The organism is Pseudanabaena yagii GIHE-NHR1, assembly GCF_012863495.1.
Lineage (GTDB): Bacteria > Cyanobacteriota > Cyanobacteriia > Pseudanabaenales > Pseudanabaenaceae > Pseudanabaena > Pseudanabaena yagii.
The window spans coordinates 1-12276 of record NZ_JAAVJL010000001.1 but is presented as its reverse complement, the minus strand read 5'-3'; the positions used below and the strand labels follow the sequence as shown (position 1 = coordinate 12276).

The 12276-nt window shown below is 41.7% G+C and carries 11 protein-coding genes; 5 read left to right on the top strand and 6 right to left on the bottom strand.

The genetic code is table 11. The features are described 5' to 3' along the window. Positions 1 to 53: 53 nt before the first annotated feature. The 3 genes from ruvX to HC246_RS00045 form a co-directional block, all read right to left on the bottom strand. Entirely contained in the window at positions 54 to 482 is a 429-nt protein-coding gene (gene ruvX, locus HC246_RS00055) for a Holliday junction resolvase RuvX (protein ID WP_169361605.1), read from the bottom strand. A 34-nt stretch (positions 483 to 516) separates the two neighbouring features. After that, complete coding sequence (locus tag HC246_RS00050) at positions 517 to 1158, bottom strand: bifunctional 4-hydroxy-2-oxoglutarate aldolase/2-dehydro-3-deoxy-phosphogluconate aldolase (protein ID WP_169364398.1); 642 nt, start codon at positions 1156 to 1158, stop codon at positions 517 to 519. A 105-nt stretch (positions 1159 to 1263) separates the two neighbouring features. Next, the gene (locus HC246_RS00045) at positions 1264 to 2553 is read right to left on the bottom strand and encodes a glucose-1-phosphate adenylyltransferase (RefSeq protein ID WP_169361604.1); all 1290 of its coding nucleotides are present in this window, start codon (positions 2551 to 2553) and stop codon (positions 1264 to 1266) included. A 417-nt stretch (positions 2554 to 2970) separates the two neighbouring features. On the opposite strand from HC246_RS00045, the gene HC246_RS00040 reads away from it, so the two are divergent. Further along, positions 2971 to 4287: a thioredoxin domain-containing protein gene (locus HC246_RS00040; RefSeq protein ID WP_169361603.1), complete on the top strand. Its 1317-nt coding sequence runs from the start codon at positions 2971 to 2973 to the stop codon at positions 4285 to 4287. A 107-nt stretch (positions 4288 to 4394) separates the two neighbouring features. On the opposite strand, the gene HC246_RS00035 is transcribed toward HC246_RS00040, so the two are convergent. Beyond that, complete coding sequence (locus HC246_RS00035; protein ID WP_169361602.1) at positions 4395 to 5060, bottom strand: hypothetical protein; 666 nt, start codon at positions 5058 to 5060, stop codon at positions 4395 to 4397. A 293-nt stretch (positions 5061 to 5353) separates the two neighbouring features. Continuing rightward, positions 5354 to 7183, bottom strand: a complete 1830-nt coding sequence (locus tag HC246_RS00030; RefSeq protein ID WP_169361601.1) for an iron uptake porin — start codon at positions 7181 to 7183, stop codon at positions 5354 to 5356. A 353-nt stretch (positions 7184 to 7536) separates the two neighbouring features. Between HC246_RS00030 and HC246_RS00025 the strand changes: the two genes are divergently transcribed. Then, positions 7537 to 8160 (top strand): hypothetical protein, encoded by a 624-nt coding sequence (locus tag HC246_RS00025; protein WP_169361600.1) that lies wholly within the window; start codon positions 7537 to 7539, stop codon positions 8158 to 8160. 273 nt (positions 8161 to 8433) lie between these two features. After that, positions 8434 to 8847 (top strand): bacteriohemerythrin, encoded by a 414-nt coding sequence (locus HC246_RS00020; protein ID WP_169361599.1) that lies wholly within the window; start codon positions 8434 to 8436, stop codon positions 8845 to 8847. 29 nt (positions 8848 to 8876) lie between these two features. Here the strand turns inward: HC246_RS00020 and rpmF are convergent, their stop codons facing one another. Next, a complete protein-coding gene (gene rpmF / locus HC246_RS00015; RefSeq protein WP_169361598.1) occupies positions 8877 to 9050 on the bottom strand; it encodes a 50S ribosomal protein L32 in 174 nt (57 codons plus the stop codon). A gap of 117 nt (positions 9051 to 9167) precedes the next feature. On the opposite strand from rpmF, the gene HC246_RS00010 reads away from it, so the two are divergent. Together HC246_RS00010 and HC246_RS00005 are read left to right on the top strand one after the other, a co-directional pair. Beyond that, the gene (locus tag HC246_RS00010) at positions 9168 to 10787 is read left to right on the top strand and encodes a SagB/ThcOx family dehydrogenase (RefSeq protein WP_169361597.1); all 1620 of its coding nucleotides are present in this window, start codon (positions 9168 to 9170) and stop codon (positions 10785 to 10787) included. A 299-nt stretch (positions 10788 to 11086) separates the two neighbouring features. Then, positions 11087 to 12276 (top strand): AsmA family protein (locus tag HC246_RS00005; RefSeq protein WP_169361596.1); only part of this gene is annotated, 1190 nt, incomplete at its 3' end.

Below are 12276 nucleotides of genomic sequence, written 5' to 3'. Positions count from 1 at the left end.
TTTGCAGTAAAACAAAAACTGGAAGTAGAGTCATGGCGCGAAGCGCCATGACTCTACATAATTGCTTGCTGTTTGATGGCTAACCATTGCTGCAAGATAATGGCGGCGGCTTTACGATCAATCATCGCTTTGTTTTCCCTTGTGGAAATACCTTGCGATCGCATCATCTCTTCAGCCTCATAGGAAGTAAGGCGCTCATCGACAAATTCCACGGTTATACCTAAATGTTTCGCCGCACCATTGGCAAATTTTTGGACTTGCTTGGCTTGATAGCCTAACGATCCATCCATGTTGTAAGGTAAGCCAATTACGAGGGTGTCAATATTGCGCTCAAGGATCAACGATCGCAGTTCTGCCATATCGTCTTGCCATGACTTACGGATAATCGTGGTAATGCCATGGACAGTGATGCCAAGGCGATCGCATCCAGCTACGCCGATACGTTTGCGACCTACATCTAGTCCTAGTGCTGCATACTGCATAAATCTTCTGGGGATAGTGGGCGTTTCATAGTACTTATCCCGCCTGAAATGGTTGAACTTTTTGAATTAAGGCTTGCGATCGCGAAATAATTGTTGTCCAGTCATCCTCAGCGATCACCTCTGGTGAAAATAAATGACTAGAGATACCCACTGCGATCGCCCCTGCTGCTAGAAATTTATCGGCATTTTGGAGACTAACCCCACCCGTAGGAATGAGAGGAATATCTCGAAGTACTGGCTGTAAACATTGGAGATATTCCACACCACCCAGAACTTTAATTGGAAAAACCTTGACTGCGGCAGCTCCCGCTTGCCATGCCGTAATAATTTCTGTCGGGGTTAATGCACCTGCGATTACAGGAATATTATTTTCTAAACCCTTGGTAATGAGTTCAGGATTAGTATGAGGCGTAAATAAAAAGCTACATCCACAGGCGATCGCGCGTTCAGCATTCTCAAGATCTAAAACCGTGCCTGTACCAATTTTGCAATCTGGTAGTTCCTGTTGCAGCTTAGGAATTAATGATTCAGCGCGATCGGTATTCCATGCAATTTCAATCAGCTTAATTCCCCCTGCTGCTGCTGCAAGTGCCATTTCTCTAGCAATACTGACATTATCTGCCCGAATAACGGCAATAATGCGATGCTGCTGCAACAAACTGAGCCAAGGATTCACAGGATTTTGTAAAAAAGGACGATCCAATTAACTGCCACAGATCATGGCATAAGGACATGATTTTTGAAAGTGCTGCTTTGCAGCACTTTCAAAAATTGAATTGATCTAGATAATGGTGTTATCAGGGATTACAGCATTTTTAACGACGACAACGATACCATTGCAAATGCAATAGCCTTGTTCTTCACGATTGACATCTTGGATGCGATCCTTATTGATAATCTGCACATTTTTACCAATTCGCGCATTTTTATCGATAATTGCACGGCGGATGATTGTATTTTCACCGATTCCCATTGGTACTTTGTTAGTAGCAAGATCGGACGCACGTTCTTCCTGTGGCTGATAAAAATCACAACCCATCAGCAGCGTATCTTCAATCGTGCAATTGGCTTCGATATGCATTCTGATACCAACTACTGAGTTAGTAATGGTTGCTTGATTGAGGATACAGCCTTCACCAATGACTGAATCTTTAACTTTACAGTCATGAACCTTGCTAGGTGGCAAATAACGAGCGCGAGTATAGATGGGCTTTTCGGTCTCGTAGAAATTAAAGGCAGTAGCAGGATGACGAGTTAAGTCAAGATTAGCTTGATAGAAAGATTCGATGGTTCCAATATCTTCCCAGTAGCCAGAATATAGGTATGCCTGTACATTCAGGTTTTGAATTGCCGCAGGGATAATTTCCTTACCAAAATCTGTATATTCTGGATTATCACTGAGCAATTTCATCATTGCTTGTTTGTTAAAGACATAGATACCCATCGATGCAATAAATGGATTAGCGATCGCTTCAGTAGCATCTAAGCCAAGCTTGGTGGTATCTACTCGCATTCCCTCTAGAGCTTCACCCTTAGGCTTCTCAAGGAATTTAATAACTTTGCCTTCGCTGTCAGTTTTCAATAAACCAAAGGCAGATGCTTTTTTCTGATCGACAGGTAATACAGATAGGGTGATGTCAGCGCCTGTTTCACGGTGATGTCTGACAAATTTCTCATAGTCCATGTTGTACAGATGATCGCCAGATAGAATCAAATATTCGCTTACATTCCATGATTCTAAAAGCCATGCATAGCGACGTACTGCGTCGGCTGTACCTTGGAACCAATCTGGACTATCGGGGGTTTGTTGAGCCGCAAGAATTTCTACAAATCCGTCAGAATAGGACGCTGGACGATAGGCCTGATTGACATGGCGATTGAGAGAGGCGGAGTTAAACTGTGTCAGGATATAAATTTTTTCAATACCTGAGTTGATACAGTTGCTCACAGGAATGTCGATCAGTCGATATTTTCCTGCTACGGGGACTGCGGGTTTAGCCCGTGTTTTTGTGAGGGGATATAGTCGGCTTCCCTGTCCACCGCCCAGAATAATAGCCAGTACGTTTTTCATAAATTCTTCGGATTATCTTGGCTTTTTTATATGCTTACTTTTCTGAATGCAAACATTGTCTATCTTTGCGGGGATCGTTGCAAGTGATGTAAGAACACAATGCCCATAAATCAAAAAAGTTGAGACTCCTGAAAGTAATAGGCTAGAGAAGCGCAGCAAAATTAAAGAACCAATTTTTGGTGGCATGGTTTTGCCACGTCACCAAAAATCTAAACCTCAAAACCTTTTATGGACGCAAGGCAATTCTTCGCATCTATAACAAAGGTTTATATAGCATGTAGATTTTGGGGTTTGTGGAAGTGCACCCCGAAGGGGTGCACTTCCACAAACCATTTAGGATTGTTATAGGAACAATATGAACAATAAATACGTCGGGCGGGGTAAAGTTACAATCATGCGATTAGGAAAATTCTGAAGATGCTTGTAAAGAAAATGTCGGCTAATTCATGGATGATTAGCATTGGCTTAGGGGCGATCACTTTAGCAAACATCGCTACACCACAGGCTAGAGCCGAACAGCCCATTGTAGATAACCTTGTCCAGCAAGCCGCATCCAAGGATCAAGCTACATCGCAACTGGCGATCGCCAAATTACGGGAATTTAAAAATGCAGGGGTGGATGCATTTTGGGCTACCTATCAAAAAGATTTACCTAATAATTCACAATTACGAGCTACTTTAGATGCCATTTGTCAGCAAAAGGACTGTGATGCCTCCCGCTTATATTGGTACAAGGATTTGGAAGCTGCAAAAACTGCTTCTAAAGAAACTGGCAAACCAATTTTGTCTCTACGTTTACTCGGCAATCTCGCCGATGAATTGAGTTGTGCTAATAGTCGATTTTTCCGTACTGCTCTATATCCGAATGCGGAAGTATCGCAACTACTGCGCGATCGCTTTATTCTGCATTGGCAGTCAGAGCGCCCTGTCCCTAAAGTCACGATTGATTTTGGCGATGGTCGCAAGCTAGAGCAAACGATTACGGGTAATAGTATTCATTACATTCTCGATAGTGAAGGTCGTCCCATTGATGCGATTCCTGGGTTATATAGTCCACAGGCTTTTATAGAAAATCTCAAGGATGCTGAAGGTGTCGCGCGATCGCTGCAATCTAATAATAGCGATGCTCATCGTCGTGAGGTTTTAGTTAACTACCATCGCGATCGTTATGCCAAGTTAGAGAAAAAATGGCGAGCAGATTTAACACGCTTACGCTTACCCTTACAGCCATTACTACCTCTAGCAGTTACAGACCCCAAAGCGAGTGCAGCCATTGCCAGCCGTCTAACAGTGAGCAAAATGATGGTGGAGTTGCCAACATTAAGCCGTACCGTTGGCGAACCCTTAACTGAACTCAATCCCTCTTCTCCCTTTGACAAACTCAGTGATGCTAATTGGGCAAGATTAGCGAGTCTTTATCAAAATCGGGTCTATCTCGATCAAGGTAGTCTTAAATTAATGGAGCGGAAGATATCACCTACTGCTTCTATGCGAACGGTAGTCAATAGTTTTGAAAAGGCGATCGCGCAGGATACTGTTCGCAATGAATATGTATTTCATGCCCAGATCCATAATTGGTTCGCTAAGGGAGACTTTGTTAATAGTGATTCAGCGAGTTTAAGCGCTCTCAATCGGCGCGTTTATGATCAACTATTTCTCACTCCCGCTAGTGATCCTTGGTTGGGATTGGTAAATGAGAATATCTATACAGGAATTAGTAGCAAATCCGAATAGACGCTTTAGTTTTAAAGCGTCTATTCGGATTTGTGCCTTTTTGCATGAAATGGTAGAGTCCCATCTGCCATTTCATGACTAGGAATACAAGAACTTTGGCTAAGCTCTTATTTGTCTTCTAAACCGAGAATGCGTCCACCTTCAAAAGAAGAGGAATGAAAATCATTTCTATACTCTTGTTGATATTCAGGCTCATTCTGATCTGAGGATGGTAGGCTCGAATAAGCAATATGCAATTTATCGCTAACTGGGAGGTAGTCGGAGCTAGATACTACTGGTAATGTAATCGAGCCACCTGTAATATTTAGATTTACACTTGTTAATGAAGCAAATGATGAAGTAGAAGGAAGTGTTGCATTAAGAGTAGTCAATGCATTGGTAAATGCACCATTTGGACTTGAGCCATCCGTAGTACCTGTAAATACCATTGAATATACTGTGTTAGTGTGAAAATGAGCAGAATGACCACTAGAAAAAGTGATGTTTGAAGATGTAACATTTACAGAAGTTGGAGAACTTGGTGGGCGACTAAATTCAGCTTGACCATTGAAAGCACTAATATTTACAGCTCCAATAGAAGTTAGAACTGTAGTATTTGCAAATGATGAATAATCAAAGTAACTGAAGCCATCATAACTTCCTTGCACTGCAATAGTTCCACTAGCAATAATTGGTAGTGTAACAGTTTGACCGAAACTAGGTGATGGCAATGCAGAAAGAAGTGTAGCTGTAGCTGCACTAAGCAAAGCAGACATGGCAATTAGTTTTTTCATGATTTTTAGATTCCCCAGAAAGTTAAGAATAAATACTTTACGGCAAGCTAACAGTTCTTAAGATCCTGATTCCCCTACAAGATCTTTTAACTGAAGTAGCTATATTAATCTGTGATTAGATTACAGATTTACTTGATAACTAATATACCCCAATATCAGAAGCGATCAATCATTTTTAATAAAACTATTTGATAAGAGTTGAAATAGTAAATAGGTAAACATTTCAACTCTTATAGAGTTTCCAATTTTAATGAAGTATAGAATTGGAAACTCTATATTAGAAAAGCAAATTACTAGAACGTAAATGTAGTTCTAATAGCGCCAATTGTAATTGTGTCGCTGCTGGCTGTATTGCCGGGAGCAAAGACAAACACTAGACCGGGGGTGATACTAATATTTTTGGAAATGGGATAGCGATAGAATAACTCAAGATGAGTCGTAGCAGCAGGTTGAGCACCTGTTACACCACCTGTTCCACTCAGCAAACTAGGGAAATTGATATTTCCACTCAAATTACTTGCTGTGATGCTAGGTGGTTGTCCGACATAGAGACCGAATAGATCGCCTTCCTTGAAGAGGTCAATCAAATTGGCATAGGTCATCCAATTAAAAGTATTCACATTGCCAGAGAATCCAGCATTCTGAATATTAGAATTGGTGAAACCAAGCCAACCACCAACATTGAGTTTATTGGTTGCCCGCCAAGAGAGCGAACCACCAAAGGCATTGGTATTAAACTTGGAGGCAACATTAGTGGGGAAGGTCACACCAATGAAGTTGTCACCGACAGCATTGTTGAGTGTACCGTTGTTGGTATAAGAGTTGAGATAATAGAGCGCAGTATCAACGCGATCAAAAATCGTAGCTGCTAACTGTACCCCAATCTGAGTTGGTCCGCCAAATAGACCACCGTCACCAGATGCACTTGCTGCATTGCCAGCCGAATAAACACCTTGCAGGCTCAAACCCTTGCTGATTTGCCAGTCAAAGCCTAAACCAGCTTGTCCAGCATTCATACTGATAATCGGGTTGCGCTGAGCAAAGAGTGAAATTGGTCCATTCCCTGCACTCTCAATGCGATTTGCGCCACGAAATACGTTAATCGCATTTACACCCCTAGGTCCGACAATCACCGCAAGGCGATCGCCGATATAAAAACGATAATTGAGGTCAGTTAGGGTAAATGTATTACCTGTATTACCTTCGTAGGCAAGGCGAGTAAAGCCATTGTTGAGGGCATTAAAACTGGTAATAGGAGCATCCGTGGAAAGATTTCCTGCTTGCAAACTGGTTAGTAACAAGCTGCGATCGGGAAACTGCGTGAGTAAACTAAGTTGTACCTGAGCGCCGAAGTTAACATTTGTTGCAGGGTCAGCAGACACACTACCAGCAGTTCTAGGAATATTGGCGTTATTATTTAGCCTGCCTTGCAAACCAAAAATCGCCTGACCAAAAAGCTTAGTCGTTGTAGAGAACTGTTGGGCTTCAAGTTTTGCAGTCTTTGCATCAAGTGCATCGACACGACCACGGAGGGTCGCAAGTTCTGCGGCAAACTCTTCTTGCAGCTTTCTCAAAGTAGCGAGATCTTCTTTGCTGACTTTATCGGCTAGTCCTGCGGAGATTATCTCGTTGATTTTATCTAAACAGGCATTCAATCCAGCCGCAAACTCATAGCGACTAGTTGCTTGTCTGCCGCGAAAGGTGCGATCGGGATAACCAGCAATACAGCCATAGCGCTCAACTAATGATTGCAATGCAGTGAATGCCCAGTCAGTAGGACGAACGTCACTTAGCTGTGAAACCGATGAGACATTTTGAGCTGTCTCGTTTGCGTCAATACCACTGATCTTGTCTTGCTCCATTCTTTGAAAGAATGTCGATTCGACAGAGGTACTGTTGGTCGGACTAGTTTTATCTGTAGGCGGTGTAACAATTGGATCGTTAGCGATCGCCTGAATCAGACTAGTATTATTAACATTATTAGTATTAGTACGGCTAGTTGTGGCTGGCGTGTCAGCTTGAGCGATCCCTCCGATGAGCGTAGAAGACGCGATCACTGTACCAAGCCAAAACAAACTTGATTTGTACTGATTGAGTTGCAAAGACATCGTAGAACCTAACACCACTTTATTTTTTTAGGCATATTGAATTGGCGATTATTTGGAGTGATTTAATTGCAAAATAAGGCAATAAAATAGTAAATCTGGCACTAATCTTTAAATAAGTGCTTTATATCTACGTTGTTTTTACCCCTGTAAAATATTCGCTCCAAACCCCGTACTGAACTGGTAGTTCAGCACTCCGAATTCATCTATTACTAAGATATAAGCATGAATAAATTAAGTCAAGTTATACCTAAATATAGGGTTATATATCTTAAACTTAATTCATAATATTTACAGTGACAATTTGCCCAAAAATCATCAATTCAATTCACATAATGATGTGGTTGACAAGCAAATAAATAGCTAAATCTATGACTGATCAACCTAAGAACTCAGAAAATCAACAATCTCAGGTAGAGCAAACTCAAAAAAAAAATAGTCAGCTTTCTGATAGTAATACATCTCAAGGAACCCGAAAATCAAAGTTTCCTAAAATCGGTTTACCAAAGTTCAAAATACCAAAGCTGGGCTTACCAAAATTTAAGATTAATCTAACTGTCCTATCTGATAAAAAACGTAATTTTTTGTGGTTATGGTTGCTAACTATTTTAGCTAGCTATGCTTGTATGGGCTATTTCCTATCAATATTAATGACAATCCCCTCAAGAAAAAACTTAGCGATCGCAGGTTTTACAATAGTTGCTTTGTTACCGACAATTACTGGTTTGGCTGACTATGAACTAATGAAATGGGGATATTTTTTAAGCGGATTGTTGATCGTGGGGGGACTAATTTTTGTAGTTAAGATTAAATTTTACTTTATGGTTTTGGCGATCATGTCATGGCTTGGTATTACCGCGATCGCTTTTGTTGGTGAGTCCCTCATCAAGAATAAACATAAATTTATAATTGCAATTATGATCCTTACAATTCCCTGTTTGTTAGGGTTAGGAATTGGCTGGCAAATCTGGAAATTAGCAACCCAATGGAGTTAAAGGCTTTGCTTTGTTGAGACTATTACAGCAGTTTGCACTGACTTGAAACCCATAGAAATTTTTGATGGCTCGGAGAAGCAGGGCTATCAAAAATTCTTTTAAGCCTTAGGCTGTATCAAAATGGGGCTTAAGTTTATATTATTTTTTGAGGATATGAAATTCATTGGCGAGACAATAAACATATAGTGATCGTAAATAGTTTATTCAAGGGCATCCCTTCAAGATGTACTTGAATAAACCTCAAAATCTACAATCGATCTAAATGGAAAAACCATGAAAAGATTTGAATGGAGTGACTCTCTGAGTACAGGTGTCCCAATGATTGATTCTCAACATAAAGAATTGATTGCCGCTACAAACGAGATTGGTGAAGCGATCGAAAGGGGCAATGGGGCAAATGCAATTAAAAAACTATTAGTATTTCTTAAGTTTTATGCTGAGTGGCACTTTGGTAATGAGGAGAACTGCGCCGCAAAACACCAATGTCCAATGGCTGGTGTTAACCAAGAAGCTCACAAAAAATTCATTGAGACTTTTGGTAAATTGCATGATCAATATCGTCAGAGTGATGCCAGTGAGGAGATTGCGCTCAAAATCTATGATGAATTGAGCGAATGGCTAGTCAGTCACATTTTGAAAATTGATACACAAATCGGGGCTTGTATAAAAGAGAGTTTAGCTAAGTAAATCTAGGGCAGGTAACACCTGCCTTAGATTTACTCTTCTTCTGCCTCTTCAGCCAATGGATAGACAAAACCATCATTATTGCCTGATAGGATTGACTTACCTAATGAGATTGCTCTTTGAGCGTGAACTGCGGCTTTGCGCTTCCATACAGCTTTGCGACTATCGCGCTTAGATTTAGAAGTGCGTTTCTTGGGTACTGCCATGATGTTATCCCTGTACTAATGTGATAATTTTCCGATTTTGGTTTAGAAAATTTTTGACAACCTTTCCATTATACAGTAGTTTGCAAATCAAAAGGATATGTAGACTAAAGCAAAGCTATGCCTGATGCCCAACTTTCCTTCGCTGAATATTATCACGAACGTACTAAGTATGCGCCTGAAACTCTTGCTAGCAAGAGTCAGGGCTTAGATTGGAGCACCCAGCCATCTCCCTATAAGGACTATAAAATTGGTACGGTTTACGATCTCAAGCCCTATTTGACTGAGGATATTCAATCCGATCGCGATGGACTATTGGCAAGTCGTTGGCGTAGACTTTCGCGGTTACTATTTTGTAGCTACGGCTTAACAGCACGAGTTCCTACGGTGACAGGGGAGGCTTTTTATTTGCGGGCGGCTCCATCGGCGGGAGGCTTATATCCTGCGGAGATATATGTGATTTCGGCAGGAACACCTCTACTATCCGCTGGAATTTACAATTATCAAGTCCGTACCCACAGCTTGATTCATTTCTGGCAAGACAATAATGTATGGAACGGTTTGCAACAGGCTTGTTTTGAGCATCCTGCCTTACAAAATACTCGTCTTGCGATCGCCATTACTTCCATATTCCAGCGATCTGCTTGGCGCTATCAAGATCGTGCTTATCGCAGGATTTTTTTGGACACAGGACATCTATTAGGAAATATCGATCTAGCTAGTGCGATCGAAGATTATCAAGCTTCTCTCATTGGTGGTTTCGCTGATGATGCTGTGAATGAACTTCTCTTTTTAGATAAGGAAGTAGAAGGAGCGATCGCGATCGTGCCAATTCTAGATCTCCAAGATGAGGAGAGTATCGGTAGAGGTCAAGAATCACGCGCACCGATGCAACGATCAACCAATCTCTCAAAAGGACTCATCACCGCTTTACCCTCAGCAACTGTTACTAATTATCCTAAACTTCCAGATGGTCAATTATTAGAATATTTACATCAAGTCACCCAAATTAAGGAAAAGCTAAATATTACTAAGCTTGCAGAACTGACAAGGGATCTAGAAACTACGCCTGAGACTGGCGATCTCCCAACTGCCCAAGATTTAGATAAATATAATTTCCCTTTCTGCACCAAAGTTAGTACTGTCACGGAAAGTATTCATTGGGGAGATGATCTAGAACTTCTCGAAAATACAATTTTGCAAAGACGTTCAACTCGCGAATATAGTGGTACGAAATTAGAGCTAGCAGAACTCAAGGCAATTCTTGATTTTACCTACCAGCCTCAACACTATAGCGATCAAGGCATTGATGGTAGTCCTGATTATTTCGATCTGAGCCTCATCGAAACCTTCGTTGCCGTAACAGGTGTAGTTGGCTTAGAAGAGGGTTGTTATTACTACGCGCCTAAATCTCAAGAGTTACGCCAAATCCGCTTCAAAAATTTCCGTGATGAGTTGCACTACCTTTGCCTCGGCCAAGAACTAGGTCGTGATGCAGGAGCCGTCATCTTTCATACTGCCGATCTCAAAAAAGCTGTAGCCAAATATGGCGATCGCGTATATCGCTATTTACATATGGATGCAGGACACCTAGGACAGAGGATCAACTTAGCAGCGATCGGGCTAGGAGTCGGCGTAAGTGGTATTGCTGGGTTCTTTGATGATTTAGTCAACGAAGTTCTAGGAATTCCCAGTGATGAAGCAGTTCTTTATATAACAACTCTAGGTAGACCCCGTTAGGTAAGGCTCTTGTGGATAAAAAATGAATGTCCCACCAAAGTTTTCTAGCTTCGACTCCGCTCAGCTAACGTTGGCTGAGCGGAGTCGAAGCCATAGGTACTTTAATTAACGCGAGTTCGGGATAATTTGAAACGTGCTTTTAAAATTTGCCAGCTTAACCCGAACTGACATTAATTGATGACACGCCCTAGGAAACTAAATAAATAAATTTAAGTCTTTGCTTTGCAAAGACTTAAAATCTGAAAATTGCGTACATGTGTAAAAATGGTGTCGTGAGGGCATCAATGGAGTGAAAATTTGTGGGACAGGCTCAACTACCACCGCAGGAACCAGCCAACTCTACACTCGCCAGAAACCTTGGGCGCGTGGGTGTTGGACTAGCGATCGCATTAACTGCCAGCAGCTTAGGAGCTTTTTGGTATGGACGCTATTTTCTGAATGAGCGACTATCACCTTTATTAGAGGTGGAGTTAACCAAAGCCCTCAAACGCCCTTTACAGCTTGGCAAGGTCGAGCGAGTGGGCATGTCTAGCATCAGGTTTGGTAAGTCGATAGTACCGCCAACTGATAAAGAGTCAAATTTCCTAGCCGTTGAAGCCATTGAAGTTAAAGTTGATCCTTGGACTTATCTCACCCGTCGCCAAATTGGATTAGATGCGATCGTTGAGCAGCCACAGGTATTTCTAAAGCAGGACGTTACAGGTTTCCTGCAATTACCGAAAATTACACCACCCGAACGCCCTACCCAAGAGGGCTTTATTGATTTACGGACAATTACCTTTACCGATGCCCAGATTACGATCCAGTCGATCGCTAAAGGTGAATTGGTTTCCCTCAGTCAGGTGCAGATTGATAGCAACTGGAAAATTACGGATATCAACAATCAAAGCCTAAAAATGAATGGGAAAGGTCATGTGACTTTACCAAACATTGCCGCGATCGCTGCGCCGCCAAATCCTGAACAATTGAAAAAGGCGATCGAAACTGTCAACGCAGATAAAGACGGCAGCAAAGGTAGTCTGGCTTTTGATGTTGACTGGGATTTGACCAGAGGTCAGGGGACTGTGGAGCTTCAGTCTCCCAATTTGCAAATCGCCGCAGTCCAAGGTTTTGCCGTGAATTCGCCCGTTGAAATCCAGCAAGGTTTACTTGATTTTGAAGCGAAAGTTGCCATACTTGCAGGCAAAGAAGCTCCTACTGTATCCATAACAGCCCAGCTCAGTGAAGGCGCGATTAAAGCTCCACAATTAGCCAAATCAATTACCGAAATCGGTGGCAAAGTTAGCTTTGATGGTACAACTGCTACTTTAACGGAGTTTTCTGCTCAATATGGGTTACTAAAGGGAATCGTTACTGGCACTTTTAATCAACAAAAGGGCTTTAATCTTGATTTTTCCACAGCGGCGCTCGATTTAGCTAAAGGTATTGAGAGTTTCGGAGTCAAAACTCCTGTAGCGATCGCAGGGGAGATTAAGGTTGGTGGTAAGCT

Excerpts from the sequence above, each read along its gene's own strand:
- HC246_RS00035 (WP_169361602.1), bottom strand. The coding sequence starts at position 5,060 with ATGAAAAAACTAATTGCCATGTCTGCTTTGCTTAGTGCAGCTACAGCT.
- HC246_RS00020 (WP_169361599.1), top strand. The coding sequence starts at position 8,434 with ATGAAAAGATTTGAATGGAGTGACTCTCTGAGTACAGGTGTCCCAATG.
- ruvX (WP_169361605.1), bottom strand. The coding sequence starts at position 482 with ATGCAGTATGCAGCACTAGGACTAGATGTAGGTCGCAAACGTATCGGC.
- HC246_RS00025 (WP_169361600.1), top strand. The coding sequence starts at position 7,537 with ATGACTGATCAACCTAAGAACTCAGAAAATCAACAATCTCAGGTAGAG.
- HC246_RS00045 (WP_169361604.1), bottom strand. The coding sequence starts at position 2,553 with ATGAAAAACGTACTGGCTATTATTCTGGGCGGTGGACAGGGAAGCCGA.
- rpmF (WP_169361598.1), bottom strand. The coding sequence starts at position 9,050 with ATGGCAGTACCCAAGAAACGCACTTCTAAATCTAAGCGCGATAGTCGC.
- HC246_RS00010 (WP_169361597.1), top strand. The coding sequence starts at position 9,168 with ATGCCTGATGCCCAACTTTCCTTCGCTGAATATTATCACGAACGTACT.
- HC246_RS00040 (WP_169361603.1), top strand. The coding sequence starts at position 2,971 with ATGCTTGTAAAGAAAATGTCGGCTAATTCATGGATGATTAGCATTGGC.